The sequence below is a fragment of the Novosphingobium sp. BL-S-21 genome (genome assembly GCF_055521655.1).
Genome location: NZ_CM145496.1, coordinates 1,720,746 through 1,739,780, shown reverse-complemented (window position 1 = coordinate 1,739,780; position 19,035 = coordinate 1,720,746). Strand labels below are relative to the sequence as shown.

The 19,035-nt window shown below is 66.3% G+C and carries 15 protein-coding genes; 7 read left to right on the top strand and 8 right to left on the bottom strand.

The window, feature by feature from the left end; genetic code table 11:
- The first annotated feature begins 41 nt into the window (after positions 1 to 41).
- The 3 genes from ruvA to ACZ1J6_RS16645 all read left to right on the top strand — a co-directional run bounded on the left by ruvA (position 42) and on the right by ACZ1J6_RS16645 (position 2,945).
- On the top strand, positions 42 to 650 hold the full coding sequence (gene ruvA / locus ACZ1J6_RS16655; RefSeq protein WP_132264723.1) for a Holliday junction branch migration protein RuvA: 609 nt from the start codon (positions 42 to 44) through the stop codon (positions 648 to 650).
- 88 nt (positions 651 to 738) lie between these two features.
- Complete coding sequence (gene ruvB, locus ACZ1J6_RS16650) at positions 739 to 1,785, top strand: Holliday junction branch migration DNA helicase RuvB (protein WP_132264725.1); 1,047 nt, start codon at positions 739 to 741, stop codon at positions 1,783 to 1,785.
- A gap of 254 nt (positions 1,786 to 2,039) precedes the next feature.
- Entirely contained in the window at positions 2,040 to 2,945 is a 906-nt protein-coding gene (locus ACZ1J6_RS16645; RefSeq protein ID WP_314465003.1) for a PEP-CTERM sorting domain-containing protein, read from the top strand.
- A gap of 232 nt (positions 2,946 to 3,177) precedes the next feature.
- Here the strand turns inward: ACZ1J6_RS16645 and acnA are convergent, their stop codons facing one another.
- Together acnA and ACZ1J6_RS16635 are read right to left on the bottom strand one after the other, a co-directional pair.
- A complete protein-coding gene (gene acnA, locus ACZ1J6_RS16640) occupies positions 3,178 to 5,850 on the bottom strand; it encodes an aconitate hydratase AcnA (protein ID WP_132264729.1) in 2,673 nt (890 codons plus the stop codon).
- A gap of 143 nt (positions 5,851 to 5,993) precedes the next feature.
- Positions 5,994 to 6,956, bottom strand: coding sequence for a DMT family transporter (locus ACZ1J6_RS16635; protein WP_465127552.1), 963 nt, complete (start codon positions 6,954 to 6,956; stop codon positions 5,994 to 5,996).
- Between the two features lie 189 nt (positions 6,957 to 7,145).
- On the opposite strand from ACZ1J6_RS16635, the gene ACZ1J6_RS16630 reads away from it, so the two are divergent.
- From ACZ1J6_RS16630 to ACZ1J6_RS16620, 3 genes are all read left to right on the top strand, one after another.
- The gene (locus ACZ1J6_RS16630) at positions 7,146 to 8,669 is read left to right on the top strand and encodes a L,D-transpeptidase family protein (RefSeq protein WP_465127551.1); all 1,524 of its coding nucleotides are present in this window, start codon (positions 7,146 to 7,148) and stop codon (positions 8,667 to 8,669) included.
- A gap of 144 nt (positions 8,670 to 8,813) precedes the next feature.
- Positions 8,814 to 9,179 carry a hypothetical protein gene (locus tag ACZ1J6_RS16625; RefSeq protein WP_465127550.1) on the top strand — a complete coding sequence of 122 codons (366 nt, stop codon included), beginning with the start codon at positions 8,814 to 8,816 and terminating at the stop codon, positions 9,177 to 9,179.
- Positions 9,180 to 9,384: 205 nt separating this feature from the next.
- A complete protein-coding gene (locus ACZ1J6_RS16620; protein WP_465127549.1) occupies positions 9,385 to 9,684 on the top strand; it encodes a hypothetical protein in 300 nt (99 codons plus the stop codon).
- A 93-nt stretch (positions 9,685 to 9,777) separates the two neighbouring features.
- On the opposite strand, the gene ACZ1J6_RS16615 is transcribed toward ACZ1J6_RS16620, so the two are convergent.
- Complete coding sequence (locus ACZ1J6_RS16615; RefSeq protein WP_208324870.1) at positions 9,778 to 10,233, bottom strand: YaiI/YqxD family protein; 456 nt, start codon at positions 10,231 to 10,233, stop codon at positions 9,778 to 9,780.
- A gap of 77 nt (positions 10,234 to 10,310) precedes the next feature.
- The gene (gene recQ / locus ACZ1J6_RS16610; RefSeq protein WP_207912876.1) at positions 10,311 to 12,116 is read right to left on the bottom strand and encodes a DNA helicase RecQ; all 1,806 of its coding nucleotides are present in this window, start codon (positions 12,114 to 12,116) and stop codon (positions 10,311 to 10,313) included.
- 138 nt (positions 12,117 to 12,254) lie between these two features.
- Here recQ and ACZ1J6_RS16605 point away from each other — a divergent pair, with 138 nt between their 5' ends.
- On the top strand, positions 12,255 to 13,169 hold the full coding sequence (locus ACZ1J6_RS16605) for an SDR family NAD(P)-dependent oxidoreductase (RefSeq protein ID WP_314464992.1): 915 nt from the start codon (positions 12,255 to 12,257) through the stop codon (positions 13,167 to 13,169).
- 13 nt (positions 13,170 to 13,182) lie between these two features.
- Here ACZ1J6_RS16605 and ACZ1J6_RS16600 read toward each other — a convergent pair whose 3' ends face one another.
- The 4 genes from ACZ1J6_RS16600 to ACZ1J6_RS16585 form a co-directional block, all read right to left on the bottom strand.
- Positions 13,183 to 14,376 carry a cation:proton antiporter gene (locus tag ACZ1J6_RS16600; RefSeq protein ID WP_465127548.1) on the bottom strand — a complete coding sequence of 398 codons (1,194 nt, stop codon included), beginning with the start codon at positions 14,374 to 14,376 and terminating at the stop codon, positions 13,183 to 13,185.
- Between the two features lie 253 nt (positions 14,377 to 14,629).
- Positions 14,630 to 17,317, bottom strand: coding sequence for a methionine synthase (gene metH, locus ACZ1J6_RS16595; protein ID WP_465127547.1), 2,688 nt, complete (start codon positions 17,315 to 17,317; stop codon positions 14,630 to 14,632).
- Positions 17,318 to 17,353: 36 nt separating this feature from the next.
- Positions 17,354 to 17,881, bottom strand: coding sequence for a GNAT family N-acetyltransferase (locus tag ACZ1J6_RS16590; protein ID WP_132264743.1), 528 nt, complete (start codon positions 17,879 to 17,881; stop codon positions 17,354 to 17,356).
- Between the two features lie 4 nt (positions 17,882 to 17,885).
- Positions 17,886 to 18,932, bottom strand: coding sequence for a homocysteine S-methyltransferase family protein (locus tag ACZ1J6_RS16585; RefSeq protein WP_465127546.1), 1,047 nt, complete (start codon positions 18,930 to 18,932; stop codon positions 17,886 to 17,888).
- Positions 18,933 to 19,035 lie beyond the last annotated feature (103 nt).

The following is a 19,035-nucleotide window of genomic DNA, read 5'->3' as shown; positions in this document are numbered from 1 at the left end:
GGGCTGGCGTCGCGCGATCGTTCCTGTCATAGGAACAAACCATGATCGCCAAGCTTACAGGTCTGCTAGACGACACCGGCCCCGACTGGGCGATCATCGACGTGAACGGCGTCGGTTATCTTGTCCATTGTTCGGCGCGTACGCTCGACCATCTCGGCATCCGGGGGGACAAGGTCGTCGTCCATACCGAGATGCAGGTTTCCGAGACCGACCAGCGCCTCATCGGCTTCACCAGCGGTGCGGAGCGCAACTGGTTCCGCCTGTTGACGGCCGTGCAGGGCGTCGGTTCGAAAGTGGCGCTGGCGATCCTCTCCGCCCTGACGACCGAGGAACTGCAGCGCGCCTGCGCCGGCGGCGATTCCGCCATGGTCGCGCGCGCCAACGGCGTCGGGCCGAAGCTGGCCAGCCGCATCGTCAACGAACTCAAGGACAAGGCCGGCGGCATGCCCACCGCACCGGGCACGCCCGGTCTGGCCTCGGCCGCCGCGCCTGCCGGTTTTTCCAGCGCGGATGCCGTTTCCGCGCTCCAGAACCTCGGCTTCAAGCCCGCGGTGGCCAGCATGGCGGTCGGCAAGGCCGTGGAGGAACTGGGCGAGGATGCGGGGCTCAACGACCTCGTTCGCGTGGCGCTGAAGAAGGCGGCGGGATGATGGCTGCAATCCGCCGGGCGCGGCTCCGTAGAGAACTTCGTCACCCTGCACCCGTTTCGGGTTCCATTCCTCGTCAGATGCCCAACCCATGACCGATAACCCCATCCTTACCCCAACCCGCCAGCCTGAGGACGCCGATGCGGCCCTGCGGCCCAAGACTCTGGCGGAATTCGTCGGGCAGGCGGCGGCGAAGGACAACCTTCGCGTCTTCATCGAGAGCGCCAAGTCGCGGCGCGAGGCGATGGATCATACCTTGTTCTTCGGGCCTCCCGGCCTCGGCAAGACGACCTTGGCGCAGATTATCGCGCGGGAACTGGGCGTGGGGTTCCGCGCCACCAGCGGCCCGGTGATCGCCAAGGCGGGCGACCTGGCGGCGCTGCTGACCAATCTCGAGCATGGCGACGTGCTGTTCATCGACGAGATCCACCGCCTCAATCCCGTGGTCGAGGAAGTGCTCTACCCGGCGATGGAAGATCGCGCGCTGGACCTCATCATCGGCGAGGGGCCTTCGGCGCGCTCGGTGCGGATCGACTTGCCGCCCTTCACGCTGGTGGGTGCCACGACGCGGCAGGGCCTGCTCCAGACCCCGCTGCGCGATCGCTTCGGCATTCCGGTGCGCCTGCAGTTCTACTCCGTGGAAGAGCTGGAGAAAGTCGTCACGCGCGGCGCCAACCTGCTGGGCATCGGCATGGACAAGGGCGGGGCGACCGAGATCGCGCGCCGCTCGCGCGGCACGCCGCGTGTCGCGGGGCGCCTGATGCGCCGTGTGCGCGACTTTGCCCATGTCGCCGGCTCCGACGTCATCACGCACGAAATCGCCGACGATGCCCTGACCCGCCTGGAAGTGGATTCCATCGGTCTCGACGCGCAGGATCGCCGCTACCTGCAGATGATCGCCGGCATCTACAAGGGCGGCCCGGTGGGCGTCGAAACGCTGGCGGCGGGCCTGTCCGAACCGCGCGACACGATCGAGGAAGTGATCGAGCCCTACCTCATCCAGCTGGGCCTCATCGCCCGCACGGCAAGGGGCCGATGCCTCAACGACCGGGGCTGGACGCACCTGGGCATGACGCCGCCGAATGGCGGCAGCGGACAGGGGCCGCAGGGGGCACTGTTCGATTCGGACGGGGACTGAACGCGCACGCGTTCCGCGCAACAAACTGTCGGGGGCGTTTACAGATGGGCCTTCGGATAGTCCCGGTTCGGTACAGCTTGCGCGTTACCTCCGAAAACTAACGCATTTTCTGCCTCGGCGCTGTCGAATCTCGGTAAATGCCATTGTTCCGTTAACCGCTCTCTGCGTTTGTTCAGGGCAAGTCGGCTCCCGTGTTCCCCTTCGGGCATATTCCCGAACGGGCAGGGCCGAACAGAACGAAGAGAGAGACGATCATGTCGGTTCGTATGGCCCTCGCTAAACTGTCTGCCTGTGCGGCAGGCTGCGCTATCATCGGCGGTGGCGCGGTCCATGTGGCCGAGACGCAGCGCAAGTCGGTCGAGTACCGCAAGGTCAAGATGGCCAAGACGGCGAAGCCGCGCCATCCGGCCAAGCGGATCGTCCGCAAGGATCCGCCGCGCGAAGTGAAGCGCGCGCGCCGCATCATCCCGCGGCCCGACGTGCCGCAGATGGTCTCCGTCCCGCTTCCCCCGCCCTATATCCCGCCCGCCCCGGCGCCGTCCTATGCGGGCGGCAGCGGCGGTGCCCCGGTGGTGGTCGGCGGCGGTGGCGGCGGCTTCGGCGGTTTCGGAGGCGGCTTCTTCGGTGGTTTCTTCGGCGGCGGCGGATCGGGCGGCGGCAACGTCATCATTTCGTCCACCTCCAGCGGCGGCTCCACCTCGGGCTCTTCGTCCACCGGCGGATTGACCACCACCACGACGGGCGGTTCCACCTCGTCCTCCAGCTCGACCGGCGGCCTGACGACCACGACCACCACCGGCGGACTGACCACGACGACCGGGGGCATCACCTCGACGACGACATCGTCCAGCTCGGGCGACGTCTCGACGAGCACCAGCTCTTCCAGCTCGGGCAATGTTTCTACCAGCACCAGTTCGTCCAGCTCGGGCAACGTCTCGACCAGCACAAGCTCGTCCAGCTCCACGTCCTCGTCGTCGAGCAGCTCCAGTTCGACGTCGTCCTCGACCTCCAGCTCTACCTCGACATCCTCGGGCGGCGACAATCCGCCGCCGACCACGCCGCCGACCGACGTTCCCGCCCCGCCGATGCTGATCCTGTTCGGCGCGGCTGCGGCAGCGGTAGTCGGCCGCCAGCGTCTGGTGCGCAAGAAGTCCGGCTGAGGGCAGCCAGCCAGCGCGCCGCGATACGCGGCCAGCTGGAGACGGGGGTGAGCGTCGGGGGGCGCTCACCCCTTTTTCGTGTGCGGACCGGGCGTGTGGAAGCAAGCCGCTTCGCGCGCCGGAAATGCTCTCTGCGGCCTGGCGGGGCGGCCGGACATCTTCTCCCAAAAGAAAACCCCGCCCCGCGCGAACGCGGGACGGGGTTTTTCTCAGCCTTGCGGCTGGCGGCTGTTTAGGCAGCCAGCTTGCGCAGCACGTACTGCAGGATGCCGCCGTTGTTGAAGTATTCCACTTCGTTGGCGGTATCGATGCGGCACAGCGCGGTGAAGGTGAAGGTCGAGCCGTCCGGACGGGTCACTTCCACTTCCACGTCCTGGCGCGGCTTGAGGCTGGCGACGCCCTTGATCGTGAAGGCGTCGTCGCCGGTCAGGCCGAGCGACTGGCGGCTGTCGCCGTCCTTGAACTGAAGCGGAAGCACGCCCATGCCGACCAGGTTCGAGCGGTGGATACGCTCGAAGCTCTCGACGATCACGGCGCGGACGCCCAGCAGGTTGGTGCCCTTGGCCGCCCAGTCGCGCGACGAACCGGTGCCGTACTCTTTGCCGGCCACGACCACCATCGGCGTGCCCTGCTCCTTGTACTTCTGCGCGACGTCGTAGACCGGCAGAACCTCTTCACCGAAGCGGCTCATGCCGCCTTCGATGCCGGGGACCATCTCGTTGCGGATGCGGATGTTGGCGAAAGTGCCGCGCATCATGACTTCGTGGTGGCCACGGCGCGAACCGTAGGAGTTGAAGTCCGCCTTGGCGACCTGGTGCTCCATCAGCCACTGGCCCGCCGGGCTGTCGGCCTTGATCGAGCCGGCCGGCGAGATGTGGTCGGTGGTGATCGAATCGCCGAGGATCAGCAGGGGCTTGGCCTCGATGATGTCGTTCACCGGCGCCGGGGTCATTTCCATGCCCTCGAAGTACGGCGGGTTGGCGACATACGTCGAACCGGCGCGCCACGAGTAGGTGTCCGAACCGACGACGTTGATCGCCTGCCAGTGCTTGTCGCCCTTGTAGACGTCTGCATAGCGGGCCTGGAACATGCCGCGATCGACGCAGGCGTTCATCGTGGTGCTGACTTCGAGGTTGGTCGGCCAGATGTCCTTGAGGAACACGTCCGTGCCGTCCTTGCTCACGCCGATCGGGGTGGTGGTGAAGTCTTCCACCACGGTGCCCTTCAGGGCGTAGGCAACGACCAGCGGCGGCGAGGCCAGGAAGTTGGCGCGCACGTCGGGGCTGACGCGGCCTTCGAAGTTGCGGTTGCCCGAGATCACGGCGCTGGCGACCAGGCCGTTCTCGTTGATCGCCTTCGAGATCGGCTCCGCGAGCGGGCCCGAGTTGCCGATGCAGGTGGTGCAGCCGTAACCGACGAGGTTGAAGCCGATGTTGTCGAGGTGCGACTGGAGACCGGCCTTCTCGAGGTAGTCGGTGACGACCTGCGAACCCGGCGCCAACGAGGTCTTGACCCAGGGCTTGGGCTTCAGGCCCAGTTCGTCGGCCTTCTTGGCGACGAGACCGGCGGCAACCAGCACGCCCGGATTCGAGGTGTTGGTGCAGCTGGTGATGGCGGCGATCATGACGTCGCCGTCACCGATGTCGAAGTCCTTGCCTTCCACGGGAACGCGGGCGGCGGTCTTCTTGTAGGTCTCGGCCATGTCCTTGTTGAACACGTCATCCACGTCGGGAAGCGCGACCCAGTCCTGCGGACGCTTCGGGCCGGCGAGCGAAGGCACCACGGTCGACATGTCGAGTTCGAGGGTCGAGGAGAAGATCGGGTCGGCGGCGGCCGGGTCGATCCAGAAGCCCTGCTCCTTGGCATAGGCTTCGACGAGGGCGATCTGCTCTTCCTCGCGGCCGGTGAGGCGCAGGTAGTCGATCGTCTTGTCGTCGATGCCGAAGAAGCCGCAGGTGGCGCCGTATTCCGGGGCCATGTTGGCAAGCGTCGCACGGTCGGCCAGCGACAGCGAGGCGAGGCCGGGGCCGAAGTATTCGACGAAGCGGCCGACCACGCCGTGCTTGCGCAGCATGGCGGTGCAGGTCAGCACGAGATCGGTGGCGGTCACGCCTTCCTTCAGTTCGCCGGTCAGCTTGAAGCCGACGACTTCGGGGATGAGCATCGAGACCGGCTGGCCGAGCATTGCGGCTTCCGCCTCGATGCCGCCGACGCCCCAGCCCAGCACGCCTAGGCCGTTGACCATGGTGGTGTGGCTGTCAGTGCCGACGCAGGTGTCGGGATAGGCGACCAGCTCACCGTTCTGGTCTTCGCTGGACCACACGGTCTTGGCGATGTTCTCCAGGTTGACCTGGTGGCAGATGCCGGTGCCCGGGGGAACGGCATAGAAGTTGTCGAGCGACTTCGAGCCCCACTTGAGGAAGTCGTAGCGCTCCATGTTGCGCTGGTATTCGATTTCCACGTTCTCTTCGAACGCCTTGGGGTGGCCGAATTCGTCGACCATGACCGAGTGGTCGATCACCAGGTTCACGGGGACCAGCGGGTTGATCTTGCTGGTGTCGCCGCCGAGGGTGGCGATGGCGTCGCGCATCGCGGCCAGGTCGACCACGCAGGGCACGCCGGTGAAGTCCTGAAGCAGAACGCGGGCCGGGCGGTACTGGATTTCCTCGCCCGTGGCAGGGTTCTTCTGCCAGTCGGCAATCGCCTGGATGTCCTTGGTGGCGACGGTGAAGCCGCCGTCTTCGAAGCGCAGGAGGTTCTCGAGAAGGACCTTCATCGAGAAGGGAAGGCGCGAAACGTCGCCGATCTTTTCGGCGGCTTTCTTGAGGGAGTAGTAGGCGATCTGCTTGCCGCCGACTGTCATGGTGCTGCGGGTGCCGAGCGTGTCCTGTCCGACCTGGGTCATTTGGGTATTATCCCCTTCTGTATGGAGCGTGCCACGAGAAGAGCGGCTATTTCGCAACCCACTAGCCCAGGTTCCGAAAATGATCGCCGTGCTGCATCGCGACAAGCGGATTCTTCGGCCCCGCCGATGCGCGCTCGCGGCCCTCAGGTCAAGGGGGGCTTGCGTGGTACCTGGGACTCGACTCTTGCGTTGCGTGCACCTGTCCAGCAGCCGATAACGATCAGTATCGTGCCGGCAACAGTTGCGAGATCAAGGCGCTCTCCGAACATCAGCCAGCCAAGCAGGGCGGCCCAGAAAAAGCCGGTATACTCGATCGGCAGCAGCACTTGCGTCTCGGCGCGGGCATAGCCCCAGGACAGGAACAGCAGCGCGCATGTCGCCAGCACGGCGCCGGCCAGGATCAGCAGCAGGCTGCGGGGATCGGGCATGACCGCAAGCCAGGGCGAAAACACCAGGAAAATCAACGTTACCAGCAGGTTCTGGAACTGCGCGATCTCTACCGGCCTGGCCAGAAGCGCCTGTTTGCGCTGGAGCACCAGGTTCATGGCGTAGAACACGGCCGAGAGCAGGATCGCCGCCGTGCCCGCGATCGCTTCGTCAGAATAGGCGCCCGATCCGAGCCGGCCGGCAGTGATCACCAGCACGCCCAGAATGCCCAGCAGCGAAGCGACGACGGCACGCGGCCGGATCGTCTCGCCCAGGAAAAGCGCTGCGAAATAGAGCGCAATGATCGGGGACACGAAGGAAATGGCGATTCCCTCGGCCATAGGAATTCGTACCAGGCCATAGAAAAAGAGTGCGGCCATGGCCGAAGTGATCGCCGCGCGCAGGGCATGGACCTTCAGCACCGCGCGGGAAGGCAGTGGCCGCCCGGCCGAGAGCCAGAGCGGGAACGTCATGACCGTGCCGAAGAGATTGCGCAGCAGCAGCGCCGTATAGACGCCCACCGCGAGCCCGGCGCCCTTTATCATCGCGTCCATGGCGCTGAACGTGGCGATCCCGGCAATGACGGCCAGCACCGGCAGCGCCGAGTGGCGACCGGCGGGGTGCAGGCCGAGCGGCGAGCCGGGCGAAGACTCTATATCAGGGGCGGCAGGAGCGCTCATCAGGCCCCGGCTCTCGTCTCCCGCGCGGCCCCGCGCAAGCGCCAATGCAAGCAATTCATCGCAGGGACAGGCGAAATCCTTGAAGAAGGCACTATATGGGGGCAAAGCGGCAAGGTCTGCAGCCAGTTATCCTTGGCTGCGTTTCCCTCGATATCATTCCAGCATCACCAAGGGCAGGTTCAGATCACAATGGCGAGTTTCATGAGGTTCGGTTGCAGCGTGCTGGCGGTCATGGCGGCGACGGGTCTTGCAGCGCAGCCGGCTCTGGCCCAGAAGTCGGACGGAAAGACGGATACCAAGACCGCGTCCTCCAAGGCCGATGCGGCGAAGAAGAAGACCGTCTCGGCGCCCACCTCTATTCTGCCGACCACGCAGGCGACCCCCACGCCCACACCAACGCCCAAACCTACGGCGACTGCGAAGCCCGCCGCCAAGACGGCCACGCGCCCGGCAGCGGTGCAGCCGGTGGTCCCGCCTGCCGTGGTTCCCACTGCGATCCCCACGGTTTCGCAGCCGGTGGTGCAGGACGTCGTCGTGGCCGAGCCGGTCATGGCCTGGTCCATGGCGGACGCCAAGGCCCTGCTCGCCACTGTAGAATATATCGGCAAGGAAGGTCTCGTGCCGGCCGACTACCAGCCCTCGGCCTTGCGCGCCGCGATCGCCAAGGGCGAAGGCGACGAGCTTGACGCGCCGGCAAGCCGCGTGTTCGGCTGGCTGATCGAGGATCTGCGCGACGGCCGCACCCCGATGAAGGCCCGCGTGCAGTGGTTTGCGGTAGACCCCGACCAGGACGTGATGCCCACCGCGCAGATCATGGCGCAGTCGCTTTCCGAGCATGATGTGGCCGGCGTGGTGGACAAGCTCGCGCCGACCAACCCCGACTATGCCGCGCTCAAGGCTGATCTCAACGCCACGCCCATGGCCAACAAGGCGCGCCGCGCGCTGATCCAGGCCAACATGGACCGCTGGCGCTGGCTCGCCCGCGACCTGGGCGACGTCTACCTGATGACCAACATTCCGGAATTCCAGCTCCGCCTGGTGGTCAAGAACAAGATCATCCGCAGCTACAAGACCGTGGTCGGCAAGCCCGGCCGCACGGCCACGCCGCAGTTGGCCGAGACGGTGAGCGCAGTGGTCTTCAACCCCACCTGGACCGTGCCGCAATCGATCGTGAAGGGCGAAGGCCTGGGCGCCAAAGTTCTGAACAACCCCGGCTGGGCGCGTTCGGCAGGCTACAAGGCCACCAAGAACGGCGACGGCACGATCACCGTGGTCCAGCAGCCGGGCGCCAACAACTCGCTCGGCCTGATGAAGATCGACATGCCCAACCCCCACGCGATCTACCTGCACGACACCCCGTCGAAGCAGTATTTCAACTCGGACGTTCGCGCCTTCAGCCACGGCTGCATCCGCACCGAGCGCGCCGTGGAACTGGGCATGACCATGGCGATCCTCGGCGCCAAGAAGACCGCCGCCGAAGCCGCCGAGATCTCCCGCTCGGGCGACTATACCAAGGTCGAGATGACGCGGACCTTCCCGGTCTACCTCACCTATTTCACGTATGCCCGCTCGATCGACGGCCAGCTCAAGCCGTTCGACGATCTCTATGCCCGCGACAAGCCGGTGCTCGACAGCTTTGCCGGCCCGCGCCAGCTCAAGACGACCCAGCGTGCCAGCGAGGAAGAGATCATCAAGCTCGACAATCCTCTCTGACCTGCGAAATCCGCGTCGATCGCGGAAAGACGTTCCAGGGCCCCGGTTACCGCGAGAGCGATTGCCGGGGCCTTGCCTCTCTTGGTCCCGGTGGCCACCTAGTCGTCAGGCAACAAGAACCATCCGGGCGCGGAGGACCAGAGCATGAGCGAACAGGCCAGCGAAGAGACCGGCAGCGGCGCCGGCAGTTCCTTGGGCGGCAGCTCCTTGGGTGGCAGCTCCTCGGGTGACGGCGCTCACGGCGATCGTATCGCGGAAGCCACCTCGCGCATTGCCGAGCTGGAAGCCGAACTCGAAGCATCCGGCACCACGACCCGCGAAGCTTCCGAACTCGCACGCGCCAAGGCGTTGCTGCACGCATGGGTGGATAGTGTCGTTGCCGTTGTGGCGACGCCGGGCGTCGGACGGGCCGTCCTGATCCACGACAACGGCACGGAATCGCGCATCGCCTCCCCCGACCTGCCATTCCGCCTGGCCGTGCCGGTTTCCTTCGACGGCCGCGAGGATTAGGCCGTGACCGCATAAGCGGCGCAATCTTGGCGGGCCGTCCGGGTTTGCCCGAAAAGGTCTCTCGCGATGCCGGGAGCCTCTGAACCAACGGGTTATTCCTGCGGCTTACCGCCTGGCGCCGAACCATTTCACCTCAAACCTCGATGGCGCTATTCCTGCGTTCACGACCTTGGACCGGTTCGCGGTTTCCTTGGGGAGGCCGATCATGGTGTGGGATCTGCGGCGGGCGCTGCTTCGCAAGGAAGAGTTCGAATCCGGCCGCCTTACCGATTTCGAATTTCGCGAAACCGTCCGCACCCTCAAGTTGATGGCGCGGGCTTTCGAAACCGATGAAGCGGCGGTGCTGGATGCGCTCGTCGAACACGGATACGAGGCGGCGCTTCGCGGATTTCCCGAAAGGCTGGGCGACGAAGCCCGCGAAGAAGTCTGCCTGCGCCTGCGCAAGGATGCGCGGCAGATGCTGATCCGTGAACGCGGCGATCCCACGCCCTACCGGCTGGGCTAGGCGATCGTTTCCCGGCCTGCGTGCCGTCTGCCCCGCAGCGCGGACCCTGGGCGGGCAGCCGTCTCCCGGTGGTCCGTCATGAGCCCGCGCGGCCTAGAACTGGCGGCGCTGCAATCGCACCAGCGTCTCGTCGAGACTGGAGAGGAAGCGCGATCGGTCGGTCTTGCTGAAGGGCGGCGGGCCTCCCACCACGTCGCCGCCTGCCCTGAGGTCGGCCATGATCGCCCGCGTGGCGATGGCGCTGCCGATCGAGGACGTGGTGAAAGGCTTGCCGTTGGGCGCGACCACTTCGGCGCCGAGCTTGAGGCAGCGGTCGGCCAGCAGGATGTCGGCGGTGATCACGACCGTGCCCGGGCCGGTGTTCTCGACGATCCAGTCGTCAGCGGCGTCGAACGCGTCGCTCACCAGCTTGCGCGAGACCAGCGGGCCTTGCGGAACGCGGATGGGGCTGTTGCTGACGACGACCACCGGCACCTTGTGGCGGGCTGCGACCTTGTAGGTCTCGTCCTTCACCGGGCAGGCGTCGGCATCGATCAATATGCGGATCATGTGGGCCCTTTAGCGCTTTGGGCGGCAAATGGCGACCGGAGCCGTGATCGACCCGGTTCGGCGCGGAACGGGAAGGTTCAGAACTGCCGCAGGACTTCGAGGAAGGCCTCGCCATAGGCTTCCAGCTTGCGGGCGCCGACGCCGCCGATCTCTCCGAGCTGTGCCAGCGACGATGGGCGCGCGGCGGCCATTTCGCGCAAGGTGGCGTCATGGAACACGACATAAGGCGGCACGCCCGCTTCCTGGGCGAGATCGCGGCGCAAGGCGCGCAGGGCATCGAACAGGGGATCGCCGACCGGGTTGGCGCCGCCGTCCGCCGCGCCGCGTCCACCGCGGCGCTTCTTCTCGCGCTTGGGCGGGACGACGATCTGCACCGAAGCCTCACCCTTGAGGATTTCGCGCGCGTCTCCGCCCAGCGAGAGGCCGCCATGTTCGGTCGGCAAGAGGCTGCCGCGGGCCTGGAGTGCGCGGGCCAGCGGCTTGAGCAGTGGCTGCTCTTCCTCGGTGAGAATGCCGAAGACCGAAAGCTGGTCGTGCCCGCGCTGCAGCACACGGTCGTCGCTCGCCCCGGTCAGGACCTTTTCGAGGTGGCCCAGCCCATAGCTCTGGCCGGTGCGATAGACGGCCGAAAGCAGCTTGCGCGCCACTTCCGTCACGTCGATCACGCCTGCCGGCTCCAGGCAATTGTCGCAGTTTCCGCAGGAAGGCGCGGGCGTCTCGCCGAAGTGGCGGAGCAGGACCGCGCGGCGGCATTCGGCGGTTTCGACAAGGCCCGCGAGGGCATCGAGGCGCTGGCGTTCGCTTTGCAGCCGGTGCGGTTCGATCTCGGAGAGGCGCTGGCGGGCGCGGGCGAAATCGTCGGCTCCCCAGAACATCATCGCCACCGAAGGGTCGCCATCGCGCCCGGCGCGGCCGGTTTCCTGGTAATAGGCCTCGATCGACTTCGGAATGCCGGCATGGGCGACGAAGCGCACGTCCGGCTTGTCGATGCCCATGCCGAAGGCGACCGTGGCCACCATGACCATGTCTTCCGAGGCCACGAAGGCGGCCTGGTTGCGGGCGCGCACTTCGGGATCGAGCCCGGCGTGATAGGGCAATACGCGCCGCCCGGTGGCGGAGGCCAGAGTCTCGGCCAGTTGCTCCACGCGGGCGCGGGTGGGGGCGTAGACGATGCCCGGGCCGGGGTTCTCCTCCATCACCGCTTTCAGCTGCCGCATCGCATTGTCGCGCGGGCGGATGGTGTAGCGGATGTTCGGACGGTCGAACCCGGCGACGATCAGCCCTTCTTCGGCAATGCCGAGCTGGGCGAGAATGTCGGTGCGGGTATGATGGTCTGCCGTGGCCGTCAGGGCGAGGCGGGGCACTTGCGGGAAAGCGTCCAGCAGGGGCCGCAGCAGGCGGTAGTCCGGCCGGAAATCGTGGCCCCATTCGGAAACGCAGTGCGCTTCGTCGATGGCGAAGAGAGCGACGCGCGACTGTTCGAGCAGCTCACGGAAATGGGGCTGGCTCGCGCGTTCGGGGGCGATGTAGAGCAGGTCCAGTTCGCCCGCGCGGAAGCGGTCCATGGTGAGGCCGCGATCGGCATCGGCGCTGGTCAGCGTGGCGGCGCGGATGCCGTTGGCAGTGGCCGAGCGCAACTGGTCGTGCATCAGCGCGATCAGCGGCGAAACCACCACGCAAGTGCCCTCCAGCATGACCGCGGGCAACTGATAGGTCAGCGATTTGCCCGCGCCGGTCGGCATCACCGCCAGGGTGGAGCGGCCCGAAAGCGCGCGCGTGACCACCTGTTCCTGCACGCCGCGAAAGGCGTTGAAGCCGAATGTGGCATGGAGCGCTTCGTGCGCGTCAGGCAGGAGATCGGCAAGAGGGTCAGCGTCTGGCACGGGGCGCTTATGGCAGAGCGATGGCAGGTCTGAAAACCGCCGAACCGATGATTTCCTCCGTTTCCGCCCCAATCGCTTGCGGTTTGGCCGCGCGAGTAGTCGAAATGGCGGCAACGAGAAGCGAGAGGAGCGTGAAGCATGGGGTCTGGAGCACAATCAGGGCGCGTGGCGGTGGTGACGGGCGCCAGTTCGGGCATCGGTCTGGAGACGGCAAAGGCGCTGGCGCGGCAGGGTTTCCGGGTGATCGGCGTGGGCCGCGATGCCGGGCGCTGCGCCGAAGCCGCGGCGGCGCTTGCGGCCGAGATCGGCGCCGGCGGCGGCGAAGCGGAGATGCTCCGCGCCGATCTCTCGTTGCTGGCCGACGTGGACCGTCTGGCGGACGAGATCGCCGGCAAGGTCGACCGCGTGGACGTGCTGGTTAACAATGCGGGCGGCATGGCGCGCGAACAGGCCATCACGGCCGAGGGTTTCGAGGCGAACTACGCGGCGAATTTCCTGGGACCTTTCGCCTTGACCGCAAGGCTGCTGCCGCTGCTGCGCCAGGCAGCGGCCAGGAGCGGCGGGGCAGGGGCCGGCAGCGTCCGGATCGTCAACACCGCCTCGGACGGCAGCGAGATGATTCCCGCGATCAATCTGGAAGACCTCCAGAACCTGGACAACTGGAGCCCCGGCGCGGCCTATTGCAGCGGCAAGCTTGCCAATGTGCTGCACGCGCGGGCTTTGGCGCCCCGGCTGGCGAAGGATGGGATCGTCGCGCACTCGGTCCACCCCGGCACGGTGGGCAGCAATTTCTTCTCCCACACGCCGGAGAGCGTCCAGGCCGCCTATGGCGACGCGCCCAAGCTGTCGCCGGCGCAGGGCGCCGATACGGTGATCTGGCTGGCGACGGCGGCAGAACCGGGCGAATCGAGCGGCGATTACTGGTTCGAACGGGCGCGCCGAAAGCCCAATCCCCTGGTCGAGGACGCGGCTTTCGTCGAGGCGTTCTGGCAGGCGGCGGAGAAACTGTCCGGCCGGGAAGGCGTGGGCCAGGTCGTCAACGGCCCGGGGTGAAATCGGCTTCCGGTCAAACGGCCCCGTCCTGCCCCATCCGGGCAAGGCGGGGCTTGACGATGGGCACGGTCAGCATGGTGCTCATGACCGCCATCAGCAGCAGGGCGGTGAACGTCTCGGGCGTGATGATTCGCTTGTCGAGCAGCACGTTGACGAAGATGATCATGATCAGGGCCTTGGTCTGGAGCATCCAGCCGATCACCGTGGCATCGCCCTTCTTCCAGCCCAGCAGGCGCCCGGCCAGATGCACGCCGGCCAGCTTGCCTGCCACCGAGGCCAGCAGGAACAGCAGCGCCGCGCCCATGACCAGCAGGCCGCCCATGCCCCAGTCGGTGCGAAGCCCCGTGCTGAGGAAGAATACCGGCATGACCGTGAGCAGCAGGAATTCGCGGAACAGGTCCAGCTTCTCGCGGCTGAACCAGCGGGCGTCGAGCACGACACCGGCAAGGAAGGCGCCGACCATGAAGTGCAGGCCGGACCAGTCTGCGGCGAAACTGACCAGCGGCAGCCAGATCAGCGACACGAACCACCGGTCCTGCTCGCCCAGGCGCTTGAACAGGGCGCGGACTAGGAACGAGGCCGCCGCGAAAGCGAGAAGGAACAGGCCCTGCCGTCCCACGCGCTCCCAATCGACGAGGATCAGGGCGAGCACGCCCCAGATGGCGATATCGTCCAGGCTGGCATAGCGCAGCAGCCGCTGGCCGAGCGGTTCGCGGAACACGCCCAGCTTTTCCATCAGCAGCACCAGGATCGGCAGCGCCGTGACCGCACAGGCCATGCCCACGCCAAGCACGGCCTGCGGATAAGTGCCCTTCGGCCCGATCCATCCGGGCGTGCGCAGCAGCAGGGCCGCGGCGATCGATCCGAACAGCAGCGGCGTCAGCAAGGCGCAGGCGGCGGTGAGCGTGGTCTCGCCGCGGTGCTTCCAGGCGTCGGACAGATCGAGTTCCACCCCGGCGACGAAGACGAACATCATCACCGCCCACCATGCCACGCCGTTAAGCGCGGTCATGACTTGCGGATTGAAGACGAAGGCATGGAACGCGGGCGCGGCATGGCCGAGCACGCCGGGGCCGAGCAGGATGCCGCCGATGATCTGGACGACGACCAGCGGCGCCCAATGTTCGGTGCGGAGCAGCCGCCATACCAGGTACGGCGCGCCGAGGATGATCGTCAACGCGATCAGATAGATTTCGGTCGTCCCCATCGGGTCCCCATTCCCATGTTTCTTATCGGGGGGATGGATGCCTTGCCCGGTCGGAATGGACAATCGGGACCGCCGGGTTTTTCCGGGAGTTTTCCGGATTGCAATCGAATGAGTGCGTTGCCGGCCGCCCTCACGCCTCATTTCCTGGAGCGTGAGACCCCCTTTTCGTCGGGCGACGAAAAGAAGGTCTCACGCTCATGTAATTCGGGCGATGCCCTACCTCGATGCCTGGCCTCGATGCCCTACCTTGTTGTCAGTCGAGGTTGGGGCGCAGCCAGCGTTCGGCCACGGCAAGGTCCACGTCGCGGCGTTCGGCATAGTCTTCGAGCTGGTCGCGGCCGATGCGGGCCACGCCGAAATACTGGCTTTCCGGGTGGCCGAAGTAGAAGCCCGAGACGGCAGCGGTGGGCAGCATGGCCTGGCTTTCGGTCAGGGTGATGCCTGCATTGTCCTGCGCCTTCAGCAGATCGAACAGCATCGGCTTCAGCGAATGGTCCGGGCAGGCCGGATAGCCGGGCGCCGGGCGGATGCCGCGATATTCCTCGCGGATCAGGGCTTCGTTGGTGAACTGCTCGTCCGGGGCATAGCCCCAGAGCGTCGTGCGGACATGCTGGTGCAGGCGTTCGGCGAAGGCCTCGGCGAAGCGGTCGGCCAGCGCCTTCAGCAGGATGTCCGAATAGTCGTCATGCGCGGCCTGGAAGCGTTCGAGGTGCGGTTCGATGCCGTGGATGCCCACCGCGAAGCCGCCCAGCCAGTCGCCCGCCGGATCGACGAAGTCGGACAGGCAGTAGTTGGCGCGGCCGCGGCTCTTCTTGAACTGCTGGCGCAGGAACGGCAGGCGGACGAAGTCCGGGCCTTCATGGACGCCCTGCTGGATGGCGTCGTAGACGACTTGCGGGTCCATGCCGCCGGCGCCGACGATCACGTCGTCATCCTTGGTCGCGGCGGGCCAGAAGGCGCAGACGCCCTTGGCGGTGAGCCACTTTTCCTCGACGATCTGCGCGAGCATCGCCTTCGCGTCGGCAAACAGGCTGCGGGCGCTTTCGCCCACCACGTCGTCCTCGAGAATGGCAGGATAAGTGCCTGCCAGTTCCCAGGCGCGGAAGAACGGCGTCCAGTCGAACACCTCGACCAGTTCGTCGAGGTCCCAGTCCTCGAAGACATGGAGGCCGGGCTTCACCGGTGCACCCGGCTTCTGCGCGAAGTCGGCGGAGAAGCCGTTGGCGCGGGCGTCGGCGATGGAGAGCAGTTCGCTTTGACCCTTGCCTTCGCGGGCCACGCGGACTTTCTCGTATTCGTCCGCCGTCGCGGTGATGAAGCCGGTGGCCTGGGTGTCGGACAGCAGCTGCGAGGCGACGCCGACCGCGCGGCTGGCGTCGAGCACATGGACGACGGGGCCTTCGTAGGCGGGATCGATGCGCAGGGCGGTGTGGACCTTGGAGGTCGTGGCGCCGCCGATCAGCAGCGGGATGGTCATCCCGGCGCGCTGCATTTCCTCGGCCACGGTCACCATCTCGTCAAGCGAGGGGGTGATGAGGCCCGAGAGGCCGATGATGTCCGCCTCGTGCTCGTTGGCGGCCTCGAGGATCTTGCTCCAGGGCACCATGACGCCAAGGTCGATCACTTCGTAGCCGTTGCACTGAAGCACGACGCCGACGATGTTCTTGCCGATGTCATGGACGTCGCCCTTGACGGTGGCCATGATGATCCGGCCCTTCGCCTTGGTCTTGGCGTCCTTTTCCGCCTCGATGAAGGGGATGAGGTGGGCCACGGCCTTCTTCATGACGCGGGCCGACTTCACGACTTGCGGCAGGAACATCTTGCCCGAGCCGAACAGGTCGCCGACCACGTTCATGCCGCCCATCAGCGGGCCTTCGATGACTTCGATCGGGCGGCCGCCGCGAGCCGCGATCGCGGCGCGGGCTTCCTCGGTATCCTCGACGACATGAGCGTCGATGCCGCGTACCAGCGCGTGTTCGATGCGCTTGACCACGTCCCAGCCGCGCCATTCCTCGGCGGCCTTTTCGGCCACGGCGTCCTTGCCCTTGAAGCTCTCGGCCAGTTCGATCAGCCGTTCGGTGGAGGTCTTGCCATCCTCGCCCACGCCGGGGCGGCGCATCATGATGACGTCTTCGCAAGCCTCGCGCAGGGCGGGGTCGATCTGGTCGTAGACGTCCAGCTGGCCGGCGTTGACGATCGCCATGTCGAGCCCGGCGGGGATCGCGTGATAGAGGAATACCGAGTGCATGGCCCGGCGCACCGTCTCGTTGCCGCGGAACGAGAACGAGAGGTTGGAAAGGCCGCCCGAGAAGTGGACGTGCGGGCAGGCCTTGCGGATTTCGACCACGGCCTCGATGAAGTCCAGCCCGTAGCGGTCATGCTCCTCGATGCCGGTGGCGACCGCGAAGACGTTGGGGTCGAAGATGATGTCCTCGGGCGGGAAGCCGATGCCGGTCAGCAGCTTGTAGGCGCGCGAGCAGATCTCGATCTTGCGCTCGCGGGTGTCGGCCTGGCCGGTCTCATCGAAGGCCATGACCACGACGGCGGCGCCATAATCCATGCACTTGCGAGCCTGGGCCAGGAACGGTTCGACGCCTTCCTTCATCGAGATCGAATTGACGATCGGCTTGCCCGACACGCACTTGAGCCCGGCCTCGATGACTTCCCACTTCGAACTGTCGATCATCACCGGCACGCGGGCGATATCCGGCTCGGCGGCGATCAGCTTGAGGTAGGTGGTCATGGCCTCGACCGCGTCGAGCAGGCCTTCGTCCATGTTGACGTCGATCACCTGCGCGCCGTTGTCCACCTGCTGGCGGGCCACGTCGACGGCGGTGGGATAGTCGCCGGCCATGATGAGCTTCTTGAACTTCGCCGAGCCGGTGACGTTGGTGCGCTCGCCGATGTTGACGAAACGGGCGCCGGAATGAATCGAGGTCATGGTGTGTGGTTCTCGTTGAATCAGTTGGCCAGCGAATCAGTTCGCTAAATTGAGCGCGAGCACGAAATCGTCGTAGGTCTTGCCGCCCACGTCGAAAGTCCGGGTGCCGATCGTTTCGAAGCCGTGCTTGGCGTAGAAGGCGAGGGCGCGGTGATTGTCGTTCTTCACGCCCAGCAGCAGCCGGGAGTGGCTGGTCGCGGCAGCCTCGCGCACGATCCGCATCATGGTGCCGGCCATCATCGAACCCTGGAAGCGCGAGAACAGATAGATGCGCTTGAGTTCGAGGTCGCCTTCACCCGCCAGTTCCAATTCGGGCCGGCAGAGCAGGGCATAGCCGACCGGGGCATGGCCCGGTTCGACTTCGGCCAGCCAGGCCCGCGCGCCATTGGCCAGGTATTTGCGGTAGTTCTCGGCCGAATGCTGCTTGAGGCAATGCGCGACGATGCCCGCGCCGTCGACGAGGCCGGCGAAGCTCTCGAGGAACGTCGCGGCGGCCACGAGGGACAGCGCATCGGCATCGTCGGCGCCCGCCGGGCGAATGCGCCAGATCGGAAATTCGGTCATCCCGTCAGCCGACCATGGTGAAAGGTTCAAGGCCGGCAAGGCGCGTGACCGGGGCCAGGGCGGGCAGCTGGCGCGGGGGCAGGCCCGCCACTTTCCGCGCCATGGCGGCGATGTGGTCCGGCGTGGAGCCGCAGCAGCCGCCCAGCACGTTGACTTGTCCCGCCACGGCCCATTCGCCCACGAAGCCCGCGGTGGTCTCGGGCATTTCGTCGTAGGCACCCAGTTCGTTGGGCAGGCCGGCGTTGGGATAGATCATGATCAGCGTGTCGGCGAGTTCGGACAGCGTCTTCACATGCGGGCGAAGCTGGGTGGCGCCGAACGAGCAGTTGAGCCCGATCGTCACCGGACGGGCATGGCGCACCGCGTGCCAGAAGGCTTCCACCGTATGGCCGGAAAGGTTGCGGCCCGACAGGTCGGTCAGCGTCATGGACATCATGATCGGCACTTCGCGGCCCAGTTCGGCTTCGAGGTGGCGCACGGCCATGATCCCGGCCTTGGCGTTCAGCGTGTCGAACACGGTCTCGATCAGGATGAAGTCCGCGCCGCCTTCCACGAGGGCCGCGGCCTGTTCCTTGTAGACGTCGACCAGCTCGTCCCAGTCGATCTCGCGGTAGCCGGGATCGTTGACGTCGGGGCTGAGCGAGAGCGTCTTGTTCGTCGGCCCGATCGCGCCGGCCACGAAGCGCGGGCGGCCGTCCCTGGCCTGGTACTCGTCGGCCAGGCGGCGGGCGAGCTTGGCCGATTCGACGTTGATCTCGCGCACGAGGTGCTCGGCGCCGTAGTCGGCCTGGCTGATGCGGTTGGCCGAGAAGGTGTTGGTCTCGGCAATGTCGGCCCCGGCCTCGAAATAGGCGCGGTGGATCGATTCCGGCACCTCGGGCTTGGTCAGCGCGAGGATGTCGTTGTTGCCCTTCTGGTCATGGGTAAGGCCGAGGTTGCCGGCATAGTCCGCTTCGCTGAGCTTCCAGCGCTGGATTTCGGTGCCGAAGGCGCCGTCCGTGATGAGGATGCGCTTGGCGGCTTCGGCGAGGAGCTGTTCTCTGGCACTCATGGTTTTCGTCCTTACTCACCCGCACTCGGGGCCGGTTGTTCCGGGTCCGCTTCGGGCCGATCGCGCCTTGCTGCACGAACGGCCCGGAGACAAGTCCGCATGC